Here is a 20,272-nt window from a genome sequence, read left to right on the forward strand (position 1 = left end):
GCGCAAACTCGACAACACAAGTGTCGCAACATTCGCCCACCTCATTTCGCATCTTGGTGTCAAACAGCATATGGAATACGGCGCTCGCTTGTTAATTACACAGGGAAGAAAATGAATCATTATAAAAATCTAATCAAATCGATTTTAAGTTTACTTTTTTTATTTAACTCAGTCACCGCATCGGCAGTGCTTTCACAGGAGCAGCAGGCAGCCAAGGAACGCGGCATTTCATTATATAAACAAGAGAAAAATGCAGAGCGTGAATTGCGCATTGCCGCTGAGGCTGGCGATGCAGAAGCACAATTTTATTTGGCGCAACAACTTCGCCAAATGGAACTTAGTGAAGCGCTAGACTCGAAAGAATCTGTAAAGTGGTTCGTGGCTTCTGCCAATCAAGGCAATTTATTCTCCCTATATCAGTTATCTCACAACGTCAAGCTGTGTGTTATTGCTTCATTTTGTCCCAAAGGGGAAAAAAGCCGAGGTGAATGGGATCAAGAGTACAGAAAAACTTTAATGGAGAAATTTGCCTCAAATGATTTGCAACAACTAGGCGAACTAAATGATTGGGTAGCCAAGTCGGATGTTGTAGGAGAGTGGTTTCATCTACAGGATGAGCTTCGTTATGCAAAAAACCACAGGGTGGAAGATACGCGCGAATGGCTAGTACATTCTGCTAATCAAGGAAATTTTAACTCCCTGCTTCGTCTGGCTCTTGATGATGGAGATAAATTATGCACGATCGTTGAGAACTGCCCGAAGGGAGATAAAACTCAGCGCGAGTGGAAATCAGAATTTGAGAAGATTGCGCGAGAAAAAATTGCTTCCGGTGACATGGAAGCTGCCTATTTGTTATACGTAGGCAATTCTGACTTTAATATGCTGATTAAATCAGCAGAGGGAGGGTACTCATTCGCACAATATCAGCTTGCCGAGAGTTATTCAGCTGGTGATGGATTTTTTTGGTGGTTTGGGCAGCGCCGCAAGGAAATCAACAAGTGGTATAAGCGAGCGGCTGAAAATGGCTATCCAAAAGCAATGATTGCCTATGCAGCCTCCATTTATGAAGATAACGGAGACCTATCAATTTCCCGGTATTGGCTAGAGGAGTCTGCGAAGGCGGGTGACAGCAATGGCATCGGTTTGCTTGCTCGAGAGTATGCAAGTAATCCAAATTACTATGGCTTTCCATTTGATATGGTGAAGGCTTATGGCCTTACGTTGCTTTTAGCAGGCTTAGATAATGATGAGTCTGATAAAGAGTATGATCGGGAAAGATTAGAAGAATATTCTGAAAAAATGACACCCGAACAAATCGAGCAAGGCAAAGCTTTTGCCGAAAAATGGAAGGTCACTCACCCGATTGAAGGCGTTTAATCTCAGCGGCCAGCGGGACCGGAAACAGGTGTCAAGCTTCGTGCTTCAAGTTGCTGAGGCCATCGTTGCAATGGTCGCATGCGATCAGTGATGGCTTACTGCCGATCCTGCCATCTGACGCACCCTGCGGGCCGGGCATTCGCGCTGCGCGTTGAACCAGGCCCAACAGCCAACCCGTTTCACCCTTTCGGGCTTCAATCCCAAACTTTTCCGGCCTTCGACCTGCACTCACCAATTAGCTTGAGCCGAGCCAGTGAGTCGAACGCCTGTGGTTGATTGGCGAATTGCTCAACTACGTCGTGGCTGAAGGCTCTGATCAGTGCGGTTGTCAGTTGGGGTTGAGGACGTTGAAGACTTGCACGCCGATCTGGCTCAGGCACTGGCAAGAATGTAAACAGCTCCACACAAAGAAGCCCGCGCAATGCGGGCTTCGTCTTTTTTTGTCCGTCGATCTCCCCGCCGTGGCAGTTCCCGAGGCCGATCCTATACTCAATCGGTTCGATCAAAATTATCTCGACACCCGCACGCCGTTCGGTGTGCCCGTGCCTTTCGCCAACCAGGTAAAACCCAAGCCAGTGAGTCGTGGCGTCTGTATGCATCGCGCGCGATTGATCGCTGTTTGGCAACGGGTCGTGGAGAAAACCATGAAATACAAGTTGTTGTCAGGCGTGCTTCTTGCGGTAGCGGCCAGCGTTGTGGTGCCGAATGTCTTGGCGGCGCAACCGCAGGCGTTGGCTTCGGATGGGGCTGATCATGTTGGTGCTGGGGGGGTGGCTGCCGATGGCGCTGATCGTGTCGGTGCCGGCGCGGTGGCTGCCGATGGCGCTGATCGTGTCGGCGCCGGCGCGGTGGCTGCCGATGGCGCTGATCGTGTCGGCGCAGGCGCGGTGGCTGCCGATGGCGCTGATCGTGTCGGTGCCGGCGCGGTGGCTGCCGATGGCGCTGATCGTGTCGGTGCCGGCGCGGTGGCTGCCGATGGTGCTGATCGTGTCGGCGCCGGTGCAGTGGCTGCCGATGGCGCTGATCGTGTCGGCGCAGGTGCAGTCGCTGCCGATGGTGCTGATCGCGTCGGCGCGGGCGCAGTGGCTGCCGATGGCGCTGATCGTGTCGGTGCCGGAGCATTGGCAGCGGATGGCGCCGACCGCACCGGCGTCAACCGAGTGGCATACTCCCGGGTCGGAGTCGGTTCTGATCGCGTGGCATCGGCGCTGATGACCGGCAGCTATTCCGACCAGTTCAACAGCCCACAATAATCGCCGCGAAATAACGGGCGAGCTACTGAGCCGCCCGTTTACATCGGCCTTTACAGCATCTGTTCAACCGCTGCGCCTTGTCGATCACGCAGGGCGCGCAACGTCGCGCGTAACTCGGCCGGCCGCACAGGTTTCGACAGAATCGCAATCTGGCGGTCATGCAAGGCTGCCTGAATCTTCTCGACGTCATGCCCGGTGATGATCATCGCCGGCACTGCCCAGCCGCGCTGCCTGCGCACTTCATCGATGCATTCGATGCCAGTGGCGTGGGTGCCGAGGTCATAGTCGGCGACGATGATGTCGCAGTCGGTGACCAGGCCTTCAGCCGACCACTCGGCCTGCACCACACAGCCCCAGCGTTCGAGCAACGCCGAAGTCGCGAGCAACACGTTGCGGTCATCCTCGACCAGACACACCTTCAGCCCGGTCAACAAACCCACCTGCCGCGCTTCACTGCGAACCACCGGTGACTGCGGCGCCGCCATGATCGGCAACCCCGCAAGCGTCACAGCTGTGCCGCGCCCCAACTGTGAACGCAGAGCAACGTGCACATCGATCAGTTCACCAAGACGCTTGATGATCGACAGGCCCAGCCCCACGCCCTCGACATCTTTGTCGCGCACTTGCCGTACCCGATAAAACTCCTCGAAGACCTTGTGCAGATGTTCTTCGGCAATGCCGTTGCCACGGTCATGGATGACGATGGCCAGCCCTGCCCCACGTTTACGCACGCCGATCAGCACGGGACGTTGCGCGCCGTATTTGAAGCAGTTGGAGAGCACGTTCTGCACCATGGTCGCGAGCAGCGCCGGGTCGGTTCTGACCCAGTGGTTGCACGGTCGCAGCCGCAGTTCGACGCCTGCCCAACGGGCCGCTTCCTGGTGTTGACGTATCAGTTCCGCAAGCCATTCACCGAGATTCAGCGTTTGCATTTTCGCTTCGACCCGACTGTTATCGAGGGTGTAGAGGTCGAGAATCGAGCGGAACAATTGCGAAACGTTAAGCAGCGAGCGGTCGATGTTGTCGACCAGCCGCCGCTCGTCATCGCCCAGGCGCGACTCCCGCAGACACGCGGTAAACAGACCGATGGAATGAATCGGCTGACGCAAGTCATGACTGGCCTGCGCCAGAAATCGCGACTTTTCCAGATTAGCCGCCAGCGCTTCTTCCGACGCCTTGCGCGTGCGCTCAAGCAGCAAGTGCGCATAAAACGGAATCACCGTGCTGGTGATCAGCAGCATCAGCACCATGAACGGCTGCGCCTGCCAATACGGCGTCAGGCGATAGACCACCAGCAGCGCCACCAATGCAAGGCCGGTGGCGATTGCCAGATAGCGCGAGCCGTAGCGCATGCCGTTGCCGAGATTGACCCAGACCATCACCGCATACAACGGCAGCGCCGCTTCGCCGCCGATCACCAGTCCAAAACAGGTGCCGGTGTAATCGTGGACCATGGCAAAAATCCGCCGCGCCGGATAATGCCCGGGCCAACGCGCAATGGCTTGGCGGAGCGCGATCGAAGCCAGCAGAAACAAGACAATGTAAGTGATGACCGGCAAGTAGGTATCGAAGCGATGGCCCGGCAGAAAACCCAGCACGACCATGTAAACCACCGCAATGGCAGCGATGATAATGCGCAGGTTGGCCTGGTCGAGTTCGATATTTTTTTCGAACTTCATGGTAAACGTCCTTGTGCAGCAATCGTCAGTTTCGGAAGCAGCCTACAGGCAACCTTCGCGTCCGATGCTAAGGTGCAGGCCTTGAATCACGCCTGACCCAGGGAGGGTCACGCCATGACATGCCGGATCATCATAGCCGACGATCACCCACTGTTTCGCGAGGCGATGCTGCGCACCGTACAGCGCGTCCTGCCCGGAGCGAATATCTGCGAGGCCGGCGACTTCGACGCTGTGCTCGAGCTGCTGCCACAGGGCGACGAGCCGGATACGCTGATGCTCGATCTGCGTTTTCCCGGGCTGACCTGCATCACCCAGCTCGCCGACTTGCGAAGACGATTGCCGCGCACCACGCTGATCGTGGTGTCGATGGTCGACGATCAAGCATTGATCAGAGAAGTCATGGCGGCGGGCATTGACGGTTTTATCGGCAAGAACATTGCGCCGGATGAAATCGGCCAGGCGATTCTGGCGATCCGTGAAGGTGAGGTGCTGGTGAAGTCGGCGCCGTCCGGCTTGTTGCCGCTGGAAACTGCGACGACGCTGACGCCGCGTCAGCAGGACGTGCTGCGGTTGATTGCGCAAGGCAAGACCAATAAGGAAATCGCCCGTGAACTGGATATTTCGCCGTTCACGGTGAGGATCCATGTGTCTTCGTTGTTGCGCACGCTGGACGTGCCGACGCGGGCGGCAGCGGCGGTCAAGTATTCGGGTCTGTGAACCCTTTTACGGGTCCACCTGCGCCATCAGATCCGGCACCGACTCTGGCCGCTTGGCATAGCGCTGCGCCAGCACGGCGCAGACCATCAGTTGAATCTGGTGGAACAGCATCAGCGGCAGAATCAGCACGCCGATGGTGCTGCCGGCGAACAACACCTGCGCCATCGGCACGCCGGTGGCCAGGCTCTTTTTCGAGCCGCAGAACAGGATGGTGATGCGGTCTTCCTGATTGAAGCCGAACGCTTTGCTCAACAGAATTGATGCCACCAGAACCAACGTCAGCAGAATGCAGCAGACCACCACCAAGCCGAGCAACTCGAACAACGGAATCTGCTGCCAGATGCCTTCGTTGACCGCCTCGCTGAATGCGCCGTACACCACCAGCAGAATCGAGCCCTGATCAACGAATTTCAGCCAGTTCTTGTTGCGCCCTACCCACGCGCCGATCCAGCGGCGGGCGATCTGCCCGGCAATGAACGGCAGCAGCAATTGCACGCTGATCTTCACGATCGCATCGAGAGTCGAACCGCCGTCACCGTGAACGTTGAGCAGCAGCGTTACCAGCAGCGGCGTCAGAAAAATCCCGAACAGACTGGAAGCCGCCGCACTGCAGATCGCCGCCGGAATATTGCCTCGCGCCAGCGAAGTGAACGCGATCGCCGACTGCACGGTGGCCGGTAATGCGCACAGATAGAGCATGCCCATGTACAGCTGATCACCGATCAGCGGTGACAACAGCGGTTTCAGCGCCAGACCGAGAATCGGGAAGAGCACGAAGGTCAGGCCGAACACCAGCAGATGCAGACGCCAGTGGCCAGCGCCGGCGATGATCGATTCGCGCGACAGCTTGGCGCCATGCAGGAAAAACAGCAGGGCGATGGCGATGTTGGTCAGCCAGCCAAAGCCGACGGCGACTTGACCGCTGGCGGGAAGGAAGCTGGCCAGCAAGACGACGCCGATCAAGGTCAGCGTGAAGTTATCGGGCAGAAAACGTGGGCGCGTCATGAGATTCATCCGGGGGTTGCCAGTGCGTGCCGACGACTCTAACGTGACTGGCAATTACCGACTAACGCCGAAGAGCCGCAAGATGCCGCCTAAAGGACATAGCAAAAGCGTTCGCCGCAGTGTTCCCGGGCTGCCCAGCCTGCCGCGTCCCGTGTATGGACGCACTGAATCGCTGCCCAACCGCGCCCTCACCCGCCGTCATAGCCATCCGTGGGTGCAGTTGTCCTATGCGATTCAAGGCGTACTCGAAGTGCAGACCAGCGCCGGCCGTTTTGTCGCGCCGCCGGAACGTGCGGTGTGGATTCCAGCGGGCGTGCCGCACCGGGTATTCAGCGCACCGCATACGGAAATGCGCAGCCTGTACATCGATAGCAGCGTCACTGGTTGGGCGGCTGAACATTGCCATGTGCTCGGCGTCAGCGATCTGCTCAGGGAGTTGATCCGCGCTTTCAGTCAGGTCCCGGTGGAATACAACGAAAGCGGCCCTGACGGACGCTTGGCCCAGGTGATCCTTGATCAATTGGCCGACGCGCCGACCATCGACTTGATGCTGCCGCTGCCGCAAGACCCGCGCTTGAAGCAGATCTATCAGAGCCTGGAGCAACACCCGGAGCAGCAGACCACCCTGAGCCACTGGAGCGAAAAATTCGGTGTCACCGAAAAGACTCTGACACGGCTGTTTTTGCGCGACACCGGCCTGACCTTCCGCGCCTGGCGCCAGCGCCTGCGCTTGCTCGGAGCTCTAACGCCGCTGGAGAAAGGTGAGCGTGTGACCGACGTTGCACTGGCTTGTGGATACGACTCGACCTCGGCGTTTATCGCCGCGTTTCGTCAGCAGTTTGGCGAGACGCCGGGGGAGTTTTTCCGCTGACACTTCGTTTTTGCCGAACTGTCAGTCAGAAATAAACGATTTTTCTTTGCTCCAGATCCGTCGCTAGCATGGCCCCGTCAGACGTTGATCGAGAGGGTGCAGTGATGCCTGTGGGAGCGAGCCTGCTCGCGAACGCGGTGGGTCAGCAACCTCAACTTCACTGTTCCATCGCATTCGCGAGCAGGCTCGCTCCCACAGGGGATGCGCTTGCTGCAGATAAAAAGACAGGGAGCGTGCCATGCCTGCCACGAACATCAACATCGGCGAACCCTGGATGTGGGGTGCCTTCATCATCTTCGTTCTGGCCATGCTGGCCCTGGACTTGTTTGTCTTCGGCGGGCGCAAGGCGCACCGGGTGTCGGTGCGTGAAGCGTCGGCCTGGGTGATTGCCTGGTGCCTGCTCGCGCTGAGCTTCGCCGGGTTGCTCTGGTGGTATTTGCATGGCGAATTCGGCGGTGAAATCGCCCGACAGAAAACCTTGGAATTTCTCACCGGCTACCTGATCGAGCAATCGCTGTCGATCGACAACATGTTCATCTTCGTGATGATCTTCAGCTACTTCGCGGTGCCACCGGAATTGCAACGACGAGTGCTGCTGTACGGCGTGCTGGGCGCGATTGTCATGCGCGCGATCATGATTTTCGCCGGTGTGTGGCTGGTGTCGCAGTTCGAATGGCTGCTGTATGCCTTCGGTGTGTTCCTGATCATCACCGGGATCAAGATGTTGGTGTTCGCTGATCATCAACCGGATCTGGAAAAGAATCCGATACTGCGCTGGGTTCGCGGGCATATGCGCATCACCAGTGGCTTTCACGGCGAGAAGTTTTTCATCCTGCAGAACGGCGTGCGCTGGGCAACACCGATGTTTCTGGTGCTGGTGCTGATCGAGGCCAGCGACTTGATGTTCGCGGTCGACAGCATCCCGGCGATCTTCGCCGTCACCACCGACCCGTTCATTGTTTTCACCTCGAACATCTTCGCGATCATGGGCCTGCGCGCGCTGTACTTCCTGCTGGCGGACATGGCTGACCGTTTTCATCTGCTCAAATATGGGCTGGCGATCGTGCTGGTGTTCATTGGCGGCAAGATGGTGCTGATGCCGTGGTTCCACATGCCGGTGGAATGGTCGCTGGCAATAGTCGGGTCGGTGATTCTGGGGTCGGTGTTGTTGAGTCTGGCGACCAGCCGCGAGGCAGAACGCCGCACCGAATGACACAACACAACCCACCTGTGGGTGCGAGCCTGCTCGCGAATACGCCGGCTCATTCAACATAGGAGTTGAATGACACACCGCTTTCGCGAGCAGGCTCGCTCCCACATTTGAAGTGCGATGCTCTTATTTATCGGATTTGATACTGGTCCACACCCGCGTGCGCACCCGCTCCATTTTCTGCGGCAACGGTTGCACCACATACAGGGTTTTCAGCGCTTCGCTGGTCGGGGTCAGGTTGGGGTTGTCGGTGATGTCCTTGTTGACCAGCGGCATCGAGTCCTTGTTGGCATTCGGGTAACCGAGGAAATCGCTGATCGGTGCGATCACTTTCGGGTCGAGCAAGTGGTTGAGGAATTCGTGGGCCTCGGCGACGTTCTTAGCGCTCTTCGGAATGGCGAAGGTGTCGAACCAGATCGGCGCGCCCTCCTTCGGCAAACGCCAGTCGACCACCACGCCGTTGCCCGCCTCTTTGGCGCGATTGCCGAACTGGTAGAAGCTGCCGGAATAACCGATCGCCACGCAGATGTCGCCGTTGGCAATGTCGGTCATGTACTTGGCCGAGTTGAAGTAGGTCACGTAAGGGCGAATCTTCATCATCAAGGCCTTGGCCTTTTCATAGTCCGCCGGGTTCTGGCTGTTCGGATCGAGGCCGAGGTAATGCAGGGCCAGCGGCAGGATCTCCGACGGCGAATCGAGCATCGCCACGCCACAGGCCTTGAGCTTTTCCATGTTCTCGGGCTTGAACACCAGATCCCAACTGTCTACCGGCGCATTTTCGCCCAGGGCGGCCTTGACCTTGGCCGGGTTGAAGCCGATCAGCACGGTGCCGTACATGTACGGCACGCCGTACTGGTTGCCGGGGTCGTTGGCGTCGAGCAATTTGAGCAGGGCCGGATCCTGGTGCTGCCAGTTCGGCAATTTCGACTTGTCGAGTTTCTGGAACACGCCGGCCTTGATCTGGGTTTCGATGAACTGATTGGACGGCACCACCAAGTCGTAACCGGAGTTGCCGGTGAGCAGTTTGGCTTCCAGTGATTCGTTGGTGTCGAAGGTATCCCAGGTCACTTTGATCTTGCTTTGCTCGGCGAAGTCCTTGGGCACTGACGGCAGAATGTAATCCGCCCAGTTGTACACCCGCAGTTCGCGCTGCTCGGCCTGGACGGCGCTGGCCAGCAGCGTCAGGCCACACACGGTGGCGCCCAGAATGCGTTTGATCGTGACCATGGTTGTTTCCCCGAATGCGACGTGAGATCGATGGTTTTTATGTTCTGTACACGGCAGTGGCTGTAACGATAGCCAAGGGTAAAAAAGGTCGAGCCTGTTGTTATGGTTTCGATTCTTGCTGACAGCGTAGCGCGATGACAGTAGGCGGCGGGCCAAAAGGGGATCGATATGGCCAATTTGCTTGACCGCCGTGATACGCAAACAAAAATGCCCGGCGCTGGGCCGGGCATTGCTGTGTTGCCGTTTCGATCAGTCGGTATAGCCGAGTCTGGCCGCCCTGCTCTGCTGCGCCTGACCACGGGTTGCGAGGCAGTAATACAGCGGCACCGTTACCACCAGACCGACCAGCCAGGACAGGTCGGCACCTTCCACCAAGTTGGCGTACGGCCCCACGTACAGCGAGGTGTTGACAAACGGCAGCTGCACGATGATGCCGATGAAATAGGCAATGATCGCGTGCAGGTTGAAGCGCCCGTAGATCCCGCCGTCAGCGCGGAAGATCGAGGCGATGTCGTAGTTGCCGCGCTTGATCAGATAGAAATCGATCAGGTTGATCGACGCCCACGGCACCAGCACCAGCAAGAGCGCGAGAATCAGTCCGATGAATTCGGAAATGAAATCCGCCGAGGCACCGAGGGCGACCACGCAGCATCCGGCCAGGATCACGCTCGAGAGCACCACGCGCACCTTGATGCTCGGCGTCCACTGGCTGGCGAAGGTCTGAATCGAGGTGATGATCGACAACACCGCGCCGTACAGATTCAGCGCGTTGTGGCTGATGATGTTGAGCAGAAACAGCACCATCAGAATCGGCCCCAGCCAGCCGGTAGACTGCTTGACCGCCGCCATCGCTTCAGTGCCTTCCGGCGTCGCCAGTACCGCCACCGCGCCAAAACTGAACGACAGAATCGTGCCCAGCGTCGCACCCAGATACGTCGCCCAGAAGGGTTTGGCGATGCCGATGTCTGCTGGCAGATAACGCGAATAGTCGGAGACGTACGGCGAGAAGCTGATCTGCCAGATGATCCCCAGCGACACCGTCGCCAGCCAGCCGGAGAGGTTGAAACTGCCGCGCGTCAGGAAGTCTGCCGGCAAGTCATGGGCGAAGATGTAGATGAACCCGGCGAGCAACGCGCCGCCCATCACCCAGGTGCCGATGCGGTTGAGGGTGTGGATAAAGTTGTAGCCGATCACACCGATCGCCGTAGCAGCCAGCGCACCGATCAGAATGCTCAGCGGCGCTGGCACCGAGGGCACAATGCCGACAATGGATTTACCGGCCAGCACGATGTTGGAAATGAAGAAACCGATGTAGATGAGCGCCGCGAAGAACACGATCAGCAGTGCGCCATAACGGCCGAACTGACCGCGACTCTGGACCATTTGCGGAATGCCCATGCGCGGGCCTTGGGCCGAGGCCAGCGCAATCACCACGCCGCCGATCATGTGCCCCAGCGCAATCGCCAGCAGCCCCCAGAACAGATTCAGATGGAACACCTGAACCACCATGGCGCCGGTGACGATGGGCAGTGGCGCGATGTTGGTGCTGAACCAAAGAGTGAACAGATCGCGGGCCTTCCCGTGGCGTTCCGCGAGTGGGACGTAATCGACCGTATGATTCTCGATCAACGGATCTTGCCGGGACATCTGGGACATATGCATGAACTCGAGTTTGTCTGTTTTTATCTTTGTATGAAGCCAAACCGGGAGGACTCTTGGGTCGCCCCTCAGATGCGGACCATATTATGGTATTCCAAACTTTGTACAAGCCTGATCCGCTGATTCTGTCGCTGGCTGATCCGCTATCCTCGCTGATCCCACCCCTGACCGGCTAGCTGAACGCCCCGTAAACATTGAGTTTCCGACGAAAGTGGCACGTTTATCGGTTCACCAGAAAAGCTCTTGCAAGATATGTATTACGGTATACCATCAGACCTACAAATCATAAAAACCGCGTCACACCACCCGAGGACCACCCAATGATCGATGCTGCCATTTACAAACAAGTCATGGGCTCGTTCCCGTCCGGCGTCACCGTCATCACCACGCTGGACGACGACGGCCAGATCGTCGGCCTGACCGCCAGCGCGTTCAGCTCACTGTCGATGGACCCGGCGCTGGTGCTGTTCTGCCCCAACTACAGCTCCGACTCCTATCCCGTGCTGATCAAGAACAAACGCTTTGCGATTCACCTGTTGTCCAGCGTGCAGCAAAGCGAGGCCTATGCCTTCGCGCGCAAAGGCAAGGACAAGGCGCAGGGCATCGAGTGGACGTTGAGCGAACTGGGCAACCCGATCCTCGCCAATGCCACGGCGGTGATCGAGTGCGAGTTGTGGCGTGAATACGAAGGTGGCGACCACGCGATCATGGTCGGCGCGGTGAAGAACCTGATCGTCCCCGAGCAGGTCGCCGGACCGCTGGTGTATTGCCACGGCAAGATGGGCGCGTTGCCGGTTGTGGCGTGATTTCACCAGATCTCGGATATCCCATGTGGGAGCGAGCCTGCTCGCGAAAGCGATGGGTCAGTTGTTACATTTTTGACTGACCCGACGCCTTCGCGAGCAAGCTCGCTCCCACAAGTTTTGGTGTTGCCTGGGCTACCGTGTCAGGTCCTAAACCGGCTCACCAACTGATTCAACGTCTGCGACAACGCCGTCAGGTTCTGCGCATCCTGGCGAGTCGAATCCGCCAGGCTCGCCACCAACTGCGCATCACCATGAATCTGGCTGATGTGCCGATTGATGTCCTCCGCCACTTGATGCTGTTCCTCCGCCGCCGTGGCGATCTGGGTGTTCATGTCGCGGATCACGTCGACCGACTCACGAATCAATTCAAAACTCGCCCGCGCCTCGTTGATCGACACCACGGTTTCCTGCGATACCTCGAGGCTGGCGTGCATCTGCTTGCCCATCTGATGGGTGCGCCGCGCCAGATTGCCGAGCAATGCGTCAATCTCACCGGTGGAATCCGAGGTGCGTTTGGCCAGCGCGCGGACTTCATCCGCGACCACAGCAAAGCCCCTGCCCTGTTCACCGGCGCGCGCGGCTTCGATGGCGGCGTTGAGCGCGAGCAGATTGGTCTGCTCGGCGATCGAGCGGATGGTGCCGAGGATGGACTGGATGTCGTTGCTGTCCTGTTCCAGTTGCTGCATCGACTCGGCACTGTGGCCGATCTCCTGGCTCAAGCGCCCGACGTTGCTCACCGCCGCATCGATCTGCTGCTGCCCGGTGTGTGCCTGACGCTGACCGTTGTCTGCCGAATCGGCCGCCTGACTGCACGAACGCGCGACCTCGTTGGAAGTGGCGACCATTTCGTGAAACGCCGTAGAAACCATGTCCACCGCCTCACGCTGACGCGAAGCGACGTCGGCCATTTCCGCCGAGACCTCGGTGGCGCTGCCGGAGCTGCTGTGAATCTGCCCGGCTGCCTGGCCGATGCGTTGAATCAACGTACGAATCGCTTCGAGAAACTGGTTGAACCAGCCGGCCAGTTGCGCGGTTTCGTCCTGCCCGCGTACTTCCAGTCGCGCAGTCAGATCGCCCTCGCCCTGGGCAATGCCTTCGAGTCCGCTGGCGACACCACGAATCGGCTTGACCATCAGTCCGGCAAACCACGCGCCGGCCATCGCGAACAACAATGCGCAAACCACAGCGATAGCGCCGATCAGCCAGGTCAAACGCGTCGCCCCGGCCATCACTTCGCTCGCCTTGACCAAGCCGACAAACCGCCAGCCCAGCGCCTGCGACGGCCAGACCAGCGCCATGTAATCCTCGCCGGCCAGTTGCACCTCGACCAGGCCTTTGCCCGCCTCGGCCAGTTGCTGATAACCGTCGCCGAGATCGCTGAGTTTCTTGAAGTTGTGCGCCGGATCGCTCGGGTCGACCAGCACGGTGTTGTTGGCTTCCATCAGCATCAGATAACCGCTCTCGCCGAGGCGGATCTGCTTGACCAGGTCGGTCAACTGCTTGAGCGACACATCGATGTTGACCACGCCGGCATTGCTGCCCAACTGGTTGTTGAAACTGCGCACGGTGCTCACCAGCACCACGTCATCCGCCGCCCAGTAATAGGCCTCGGTGCGCAGGGTTTTGCCGGGATTGGCCATCGCGGTTTTGTACCAAGGCCGGGTACGCGGATCGTAGTTGGCCAGTTGCGCATCGCCCGGCCAGAACAGGTAACCGCCCTGTTCGGTGCCGACAGATAGATAGGTGTAAGCCGGGTGCGCCTTGGCCAGACCGTTGAACAGCTTGAACAGCTGTTGATCCTGCGGCCCCATCGGCACTTGCGCGGCGTCGCTGCTCAGGTAGCGTTTGAGGCTGGCGTCGATGCTCTGCAGTTGCGGATGCTCGGCCAGATAGGCAACGTTCTGGCTGATGCCCTCGAAAAACAGCTGCATCGCGTTTTCCACCTGACGCACCTCGCGCCCGGTGCTGTCGGTAAAGGTGTCGCGCGCGCCCTCGCGGACATTGAGGATGATCAGCGCTGCCACCAGTAACACCGGCAGGCTGGCGATTACCGCAAACGCCAGAGTCAGTTTTTGTTTTATGTTCATTGCTTGCGCCTTCCTTGTTCGAAGTGTTGGTCAGAAATATTTTGCGGATATTCCGTATTATGGTATACCAATATTCAATCAACCGAACAGCCGTCCTCGAAGGCGTGCTTGAATGGTGAGAAGACTCGCGAGCGCGCAGCGTTCACGTCAGTTCGACAGGCCCGCACACGACCGGCCAATTACAAAAGACTCGAGGTAGCGTCATGAAATTTTCCCTGTTCGTACACATGGAACGCTGGGACGAAAGCGTCAGCCACCGCCAACTGTTCGAAGACCTGACCGAACTGACCCTGATGGCCGAGGCTGGCGGTTTCAGCACTGTATGGATCGGCGAACACCACGCCATGGAATACACCATCTCCCCAAGCCCGATGCCGCTGCTGGCCTACCTCGCAGCGAAAACCACGACCATCCACCTCGGCGCCGGCACCATCATCGCGCCGTTCTGGCACCCGCTACGCGTCGCCGGCGAATGCGCCCTGCTCGACGTGATCAGCAACGGCCGCATGGAAGTCGGTCTAGCGCGCGGCGCCTATCAAGTTGAATTCGACCGCATGGCCAGCGGCATGCCCGCCTCGAGCGGTGGTCAGGCCCTGCGCGAAATGGTCCCGGTAGTCCGCGCCCTGTGGCAAGGCGACTACGCCCACGACGGCGACATCTGGAAATTCCCCACCTCCACCAGCGTGCCGAAGCCGATCCAGAAGCCCAACCCACCCATGTGGATCGCCGCCCGCGACCCGGATTCGCACAACTTCGCCGTCGCCAACGGCTGCAACGTCATGGTCACGCCATTGATGAAAGGCGACGAAGAAGTCCTCGACTTGAAGAACAAATTCCAGACTGCACTGGACAACAACCCAGACGTACCGCGCCCACAACTGATGGTGCTGCGCCACACCCACGTGCACAACGCTGATGACCCGGACGGCTGGCAAGTTGGCGCCAAAGCCATCTCACGTTTCTACCGCACGTTCGATGCGTGGTTTGGCAACAAAGAAACTCCGGTCAATGGCTTCCTCGCGCCGAGTCCGGAAGAGAAGTTTGCCGGACGTCCGGAGTTTGAACTGGAGAGTCTGCACAAGACCGCGATGATTGGTACGCCGGAAGAGATCATTCCGCGCATCAAGTACTACCAGGAACTGGGCGTGGATGAGTTCAGTTTCTGGTGTGATAACAGCTTGCCGCATGAAGAGAAGAAGAAATCGCTGGAGTTGTTTATCAAGCATGTGGTGCCGGCGTTTCGCTGATTACTCGGCGGACGGTCTCTGACCCACTAAAAGGCCCCGGACTTGTCCGGGGCTTTAGTTTTTAGAGATCACGGGAATGCGCTGGCCCGGCTGGGTGACATCGTAAACACGCTGCTCGCAACCCCGCCCAACAAACTGAAACTCCACCAGGTAGACCTTGCTTCGCTCCGGCGTAAAGGTACTGCTCAGCGGCCCGCAGCTATAAGTGTTGCCGGTGCCCATGCCGTTGGAACGCCCCGACACTTCGAAGGGTTCGTCGGCATTGGCTTGCGCTTCCAACTGAGGAAAGTGCTTGAACGTGGCGCTATTGGCCGCTTCGTTAAGCTTGGCGATCCAGCCGAATACCTTACCCCGCCCGGAATCCACCACAGTACCCATCACTTCCATTCGCCGATCAGGATCTGTAGCACGGCGAACCGAGCACTCGACAGGGTATGTGTAGCCTGTCGATTTCATGATGACTTTGGCGTGTTGTGCATCTGGCGTTGCCGTTCTTTGCTGAAGTGGACACCATCCTTCAATAGACTGGGGGAAGAGTCTCTGACGTTGGAATGGCAGCCTGCCATCAGGAAAATAAAAAGCAGCAAAAGTCCGGCTTTAATCAACTTTTTCTTACCTTTTCAAAGAGTAGCGGCCAGATTTTTCGAGTTCAACAAACCTGCATCGCTACAACAACCACAAAACATCTACAACTCTTCAATACTTTCAATTACGCCAACTACTGCCCCCCGAGGCAGCAATGCCTCATGGACAAGGTTGCCAAAGTCCTTACTCCAGACCAGTCTGTCTGCATGCGCTGTTTTTTGAAAATAAATAAACAGACCGGCGTCTCCCAAAAAGGTGCACGTTATATCTTGCACGCCTTCTAAAATGGCGGACTCCCCTTTGAAGAAATAACGATGCGCGGAAGCAAATAATTCTTTTGCAGAAATCGCCGAATCGCCCTCCTCTACATTTTCGAATTCCATTTTTGCGTAGAAGTTCACGGCAGTTTTAAGCTCGACTACATCCACCACATCAAGGAGCCTTTCCCCACAAACAAACAACGAAAACAAGCCATTTGCCCAGAAACAACTTGAATCATTCCAATCCCTCACGACATCAAACTGAATTGAGAATATAAAAGGATCACCGTAAATCACTTCAATCTTACTCCTAGCGCTTTTTGCACCGCCGCCGGTATATAACTAGCCGACAATTGGTTGCCGGCGTCACCCGTACTACCGTTCCAGTGAAACACACCATTCGTCCCTTCAAATCGGTGGACGTTGCCATTTTGAAAACGGGGGACAGACCACGTTTTACTCCTCCATGTCGCATAGGGTATGGTCCTTGTTCTGCGCGGCCAGCAGGTTCAGGTCATTGCCGGTGTAGACGTCGTTGCCTGCGCAGATCTTACCCGCGATCAAAGTGATGTCACGGCCCGAGCTGGGTTTTACGTCGCCGCCAGCGATTAATTCAACAGCTTTTTAAACGGTGTGGTTGTACTGCTCATGGAGGCGTTTCTTGCCGTCCTCGCTATGGGTTTCGACGTTGTGCTTATCACCGGCCGAGGACATGTTGATGTCGCGCTTGGCCTCGGCGGTAAGGTTGCCGGTAGCTTCGGCGATGGCGACGACGCTGATGTCGCGACCGGCATCGAGCTTCAGGTCACCATCGCGTTATACGCTCGACGCGAATTTAAAGGCGATCTGTCCCCGTTTATTTCCAAACGTCAGTTCATGAGCGCTGGCGACACTCGGCCACTGTCGAAGAGCTGGTTGAATATCTCTACGACAATCTCAAAATTTGAGCAGATGGCTGAACCAGCAACGGCGTCGCCTTGGATATGAATGATTCCGCCACGATTTTTATCGCCGCAAAATACTTCGACATCGTTGTCATCGCCATCATCAACGCCGAGAGTCAGCGCGTACTTGTTTCTCTCTGCAACAACCTGCAATGTCAATAGTTCGAAGCCTGCTAATTCTTCAATATCCAGGGTTACACTCCCCAAACTTCGGCAGGATTCTTCAAGGTGCGCAACTACATCATTCCAAGATGGATCTCTTTGCGTGCCACCTTCACAGGTTCCGCCAAAACCGACCGTCCAAGAGAGAGAGCGCTTCATATTATTTCACCTCTTTTACTGATTTCATTCCGGGGGAAGGAAACGGGGGCAGACCACGTTTTGGAAGGAAACGTGGACAGACCACGTTTTGGAGTGCCTTCTAAACGTGGTCTGTCCCCATTTACCTTCTAAACGTGGTCTGTCCCCATTTACCCCACAGACTACGTTTTCGCAACGCTTTCTAAACGTGATCTGTCCGAGGTTATTTGCAACGTTCATACCCAGCGAAAATCAGGCGTAATCTCACACGTCATTCCCGCAAAAACAAGAGTATTTCTAACCTGCAAAACCTTCTCCGCTTGACCGACAAACACCAGAGCAAGATCTTGCTGGAGAGTAGTTCTGGAAGACAAGAAATTACGGCCTGTAACTTCAGAAACAGCTTTTACATGAGCTTTATTCTGATAGTCACCCCGGCAGCGCACCTCATACTGAGTCTCGACCACCTTAATCTCTGGAATGTGGGTTGTAACTACCGACCAACCGCACTGAGAACATTTTACTCCTTGGGCGCTGCCTTCTCTGTAGACAGACAGCTCCCCTCCACACTGCTCGCACGCCATAAAACACTGCTTGCTCATTGCGGTTTCCCAGGATTAAACACTTTAAATGTTCCCTGATTCGCCATATCAGGATGATTAAAAAGTAAAAAACGGGGACAGACCACCTTTTACTAAATGGTCGATTTTTTCGGCCGTCCCGGGCTCCCTCGCTGCACACGACGACCGATCATTGCCTCCACTTCAACAGCAAACTTTGAACCGCCAAAAACATTATTCCCATTGGTCGCGGCACGAATCTGGTCAACCACTTCTGACTCTAAGTCTTTATTGAACAGTTCGCGGTAGGCATCTGCCGGTTGCCCGCCCTGCACTCCAAGCGCCAAGTATTGAGCATGAGGGGTAACAATGTGCGAGCGCTCTGATTGTGCATTAACACGGTAGCTTGACCAGCGATATTCGGCTGGATGAACTACCATTTTCGCTCTCACCGGATTCATTTCGATGTACCGATAACAGCACAATAAATATCGCTCACTCTCAACAAGGCATGAACGATACCGGCCTTCCCACAAACTTCCACTGCGTCTGTACACGCGATTTATATATTGAACGTATCTCTGGCCAATACCTTTCATCAGCAGGCTTTCGCTATTGGCATGATGAGGACTGACTAACAAATGAACGTGATTGGTCATTAAGCACCACGCATGAACATCACAGTCATTTTTCGACGCCTGCTCAGCCAACAGCTCCAGATAAAAATGGTAGTCTTCCTCGGTAAAAAAACAGACAGATCTATTGTTTCCTCGCTGAATCAAGTGGAGCGGTACGCCTGGTATCAAAACTCGGGCTCTACGCGGCATTGATGAATCCTTTCAATTGGTCGAACTGAAAGCTTAGCGGGCCGCAAGGTAAACATGACGGCAAATTTTTACGTATTGTTGCAGTCAATTACATTAAAACGTGGTTTGCCACCCTTTTTCCCGGGGACAGACCCACGTTCTTGGAGTGGAGTGCTTTCTAAACGTGGTCCGCCCCCATTTATTTTCTCCTGTCAGTCCAGACTGAATTTAACCTGAGTACCGTCTGGTAAATTTTTAATCTTATCGGCTATATCGGCTCTGAGCCGCATGCCTTCTACAGCATCGGCAACATATAAATTATCCAAGGAAAAATCACCGCCCATTACAAAAGGCACTTTGGGCAGCAAACGCATCCCCGCACGAACTGGACCATTGCGCTTTTGCCACTGATGAGCCAACGGATAGCCTGTCAATACTTCATAGTCGTGCAGAACTACTTCAGCCCAGCTTTCAACATCCGCAGCCAAGTACTCTAACGAGCCAGTTTCCGGATCAAAAATGTAGATACTGCCATCCTTAATACAGAACTGTCCACCAAAGATATCTTCAGCAAAAAAGACAACGTTATCGGCTAGGCCATTGTAGCTACTGCGCCACAGGTCAGCGTGATTCCAATCAGATATGCCCATTTCACTTTGACTGGAGTCACTTGGAAAAACATGCAGCGCGCCTTCAAAAGCATAGAAGCCATTGCGCTGACGCAGCACATTAACAAGTTGTTCCGCCGAAGTCCCTGCCAGTTTGCGTATTGGCCCAGACAGTTCTGGCTCACGTTCACTCAAGGACGAACTTGCAATCGATAACAACTTATCCAGATTATTCATAATCTAATCTATCACCTCTATTCTAACCTTCGTCCCGTTAGGCAACTCTCTGCATTGAGCGCCAATACAAGCGCCTGGTCAACGTGTCAGGCTTTCCTGCCCCGATGGCATCTTCAATATGTTGCGCCGACTCGGGGAAACGGGGACAGATCACGTTTTGGAATGCGTTTTAAACGTGGTCTGTCCCCGTTTATCTGGGTGCTAGGCCGGCGTCAGATCACATCTAGACCTCTACAATTAACAAGAGACATCAAACCACAAGCAGAGATAAAATCACGTATCGGTATATCAAGAACGCTACTTTCTCCAGCGGAGAGTACATCTTGCAATGTGACGATGCCTTTTTCAAAGTCTAAAGAAACGTCAAAGCAATTAAACTCGAACGCCCTGAACAGAATGCTCTTTGAGCAAACCCGCTCATCAAAGGCGTTTTTCAAAATAGAGCGAACGCTGTCGTCCAACTCTTGGGCCGCAAATCGTTCTATTATCGTGCCGCCACTGCTCATAACCATTCCTAACCAGTACGAGAACGCAGTCTGGATCACACCATCCCGAACATTTATTTTGATTGTCGAGATTGGAGCGCATCAGACGTTTGTTCCAATCACCTTACTTGGGAAAACGGCGGACAGACACGCTTTACTCCTTCATGTCGTAGAGGGTGCGGCCCTTGTTTTGCGCGGCCAGCAGATTCAGATCATTACCGGCGTAGACGTTGGCTTCGTTGCCTGTGCAGATCTTCCCCGCGACCAGTGTGGTGTCGAGGTCCGGGCTGGTATTTGCGTCGCCGCCGGCGATGAATCAGCAGCTTCCTGAAAAGAGTGGTCGTCCTCT

At 56.0% G+C, this 20,272-nt stretch carries 18 protein-coding genes and 2 pseudogenes; 8 read left to right on the forward strand and 12 right to left on the reverse strand.

The features are described 5' to 3' along the window. Positions 1-111 precede the first annotated feature (111 nt). Both FEE99_RS20025 and FEE99_RS20030 read left to right on the forward strand, forming a co-directional pair. Positions 112-1,377 (forward strand): tetratricopeptide repeat protein, encoded by a 1,266-nt coding sequence (locus FEE99_RS20025; protein WP_052392202.1) that lies wholly within the window; start codon positions 112-114, stop codon positions 1,375-1,377. Positions 1,378-2,118: 741 nt separating this feature from the next. Then, positions 2,119-2,589: a hypothetical protein gene (locus FEE99_RS20030; protein WP_064361170.1), complete on the forward strand. Its 471-nt coding sequence runs from the start codon at positions 2,119-2,121 to the stop codon at positions 2,587-2,589. Positions 2,590-2,680: 91 nt separating this feature from the next. Here the strand turns inward: FEE99_RS20030 and FEE99_RS20035 are convergent, their stop codons facing one another. After that, positions 2,681-4,309 carry an ATP-binding response regulator gene (locus tag FEE99_RS20035; RefSeq protein WP_041480049.1) on the reverse strand — a complete coding sequence of 543 codons (1,629 nt, stop codon included), beginning with the start codon at positions 4,307-4,309 and terminating at the stop codon, positions 2,681-2,683. Positions 4,310-4,423: 114 nt separating this feature from the next. On the opposite strand from FEE99_RS20035, the gene FEE99_RS20040 reads away from it, so the two are divergent. After that, positions 4,424-5,026 carry a LuxR C-terminal-related transcriptional regulator gene (locus FEE99_RS20040; protein ID WP_041480048.1) on the forward strand — a complete coding sequence of 201 codons (603 nt, stop codon included), beginning with the start codon at positions 4,424-4,426 and terminating at the stop codon, positions 5,024-5,026. 6 nt (positions 5,027-5,032) lie between these two features. Here FEE99_RS20040 and FEE99_RS20045 read toward each other — a convergent pair whose 3' ends face one another. Next, entirely contained in the window at positions 5,033-6,031 is a 999-nt protein-coding gene (locus tag FEE99_RS20045; RefSeq protein ID WP_041480047.1) for a bile acid:sodium symporter family protein, read from the reverse strand. Between the two features lie 82 nt (positions 6,032-6,113). Here FEE99_RS20045 and FEE99_RS20050 point away from each other — a divergent pair, with 82 nt between their 5' ends. Both FEE99_RS20050 and FEE99_RS20055 read left to right on the forward strand, forming a co-directional pair. Further along, positions 6,114-6,902, forward strand: coding sequence for an AraC family transcriptional regulator (locus tag FEE99_RS20050; protein WP_041480046.1), 789 nt, complete (start codon positions 6,114-6,116; stop codon positions 6,900-6,902). A 238-nt stretch (positions 6,903-7,140) separates the two neighbouring features. Continuing rightward, complete coding sequence (locus FEE99_RS20055) at positions 7,141-8,115, forward strand: TerC family protein (protein WP_041480045.1); 975 nt, start codon at positions 7,141-7,143, stop codon at positions 8,113-8,115. Positions 8,116-8,238: 123 nt separating this feature from the next. On the opposite strand, the gene FEE99_RS20060 is transcribed toward FEE99_RS20055, so the two are convergent. Together FEE99_RS20060 and FEE99_RS20065 are read right to left on the reverse strand one after the other, a co-directional pair. Next, positions 8,239-9,339, reverse strand: coding sequence for a polyamine ABC transporter substrate-binding protein (locus FEE99_RS20060; protein ID WP_041480044.1), 1,101 nt, complete (start codon positions 9,337-9,339; stop codon positions 8,239-8,241). Positions 9,340-9,588: 249 nt separating this feature from the next. After that, positions 9,589-10,995 (reverse strand): purine-cytosine permease family protein, encoded by a 1,407-nt coding sequence (locus tag FEE99_RS20065; RefSeq protein WP_041480043.1) that lies wholly within the window; start codon positions 10,993-10,995, stop codon positions 9,589-9,591. Between the two features lie 323 nt (positions 10,996-11,318). Here FEE99_RS20065 and FEE99_RS20070 point away from each other — a divergent pair, with 323 nt between their 5' ends. Beyond that, on the forward strand, positions 11,319-11,804 hold the full coding sequence (locus tag FEE99_RS20070; RefSeq protein ID WP_016775037.1) for a flavin reductase family protein: 486 nt from the start codon (positions 11,319-11,321) through the stop codon (positions 11,802-11,804). A gap of 140 nt (positions 11,805-11,944) precedes the next feature. Here FEE99_RS20070 and FEE99_RS20075 read toward each other — a convergent pair whose 3' ends face one another. Both FEE99_RS20075 and FEE99_RS20080 read right to left on the reverse strand, forming a co-directional pair. Beyond that, positions 11,945-12,712, reverse strand: a complete 768-nt coding sequence (locus FEE99_RS20075) for a methyl-accepting chemotaxis protein (protein WP_370593578.1) — start codon at positions 12,710-12,712, stop codon at positions 11,945-11,947. Positions 12,713-12,850: 138 nt separating this feature from the next. Then, positions 12,851-13,891, reverse strand: a pseudogene (locus FEE99_RS20080) (cache domain-containing protein); the annotation flags it as partial. Positions 13,892-14,094: 203 nt separating this feature from the next. On the opposite strand from FEE99_RS20080, the gene FEE99_RS20085 reads away from it, so the two are divergent. Next, positions 14,095-15,138, forward strand: coding sequence for an LLM class flavin-dependent oxidoreductase (locus tag FEE99_RS20085; protein WP_041480041.1), 1,044 nt, complete (start codon positions 14,095-14,097; stop codon positions 15,136-15,138). Between the two features lie 54 nt (positions 15,139-15,192). Here the strand turns inward: FEE99_RS20085 and FEE99_RS20090 are convergent. The 6 genes and pseudogenes from FEE99_RS20090 to FEE99_RS20115 all read right to left on the reverse strand — a co-directional run bounded on the left by FEE99_RS20090 (position 15,193) and on the right by FEE99_RS20115 (position 19,438). Beyond that, positions 15,193-15,704 (reverse strand): annotated as a pseudogene (locus tag FEE99_RS20090) (hypothetical protein). A 120-nt stretch (positions 15,705-15,824) separates the two neighbouring features. Then, positions 15,825-16,280 carry an Imm42 family immunity protein gene (locus FEE99_RS20095; RefSeq protein ID WP_041480040.1) on the reverse strand — a complete coding sequence of 152 codons (456 nt, stop codon included), beginning with the start codon at positions 16,278-16,280 and terminating at the stop codon, positions 15,825-15,827. Between the two features lie 572 nt (positions 16,281-16,852). Continuing rightward, on the reverse strand, positions 16,853-17,248 hold the full coding sequence (locus FEE99_RS20100) for a DUF6911 family protein (protein WP_134667571.1): 396 nt from the start codon (positions 17,246-17,248) through the stop codon (positions 16,853-16,855). Between the two features lie 215 nt (positions 17,249-17,463). After that, positions 17,464-17,829: a hypothetical protein gene (locus FEE99_RS20105; protein WP_143978941.1), complete on the reverse strand. Its 366-nt coding sequence runs from the start codon at positions 17,827-17,829 to the stop codon at positions 17,464-17,466. 92 nt (positions 17,830-17,921) lie between these two features. Next, positions 17,922-18,614: a transposase gene (locus FEE99_RS20110; RefSeq protein WP_081932603.1), complete on the reverse strand. Its 693-nt coding sequence runs from the start codon at positions 18,612-18,614 to the stop codon at positions 17,922-17,924. A gap of 191 nt (positions 18,615-18,805) precedes the next feature. Beyond that, on the reverse strand, positions 18,806-19,438 hold the full coding sequence (locus tag FEE99_RS20115; RefSeq protein WP_041480038.1) for an SMI1/KNR4 family protein: 633 nt from the start codon (positions 19,436-19,438) through the stop codon (positions 18,806-18,808). A gap of 162 nt (positions 19,439-19,600) precedes the next feature. Here FEE99_RS20115 and FEE99_RS20120 point away from each other — a divergent pair, with 162 nt between their 5' ends. Continuing rightward, positions 19,601-20,254: a hypothetical protein gene (locus FEE99_RS20120; RefSeq protein WP_156115295.1), complete on the forward strand. Its 654-nt coding sequence runs from the start codon at positions 19,601-19,603 to the stop codon at positions 20,252-20,254. Positions 20,255-20,272: the final 18 nt, after the last annotated feature.

It is taken from the genome of Pseudomonas sp. ef1, assembly GCF_007293365.2.
GTDB lineage: Bacteria > Pseudomonadota > Gammaproteobacteria > Pseudomonadales > Pseudomonadaceae > Aquipseudomonas > Aquipseudomonas siliginis.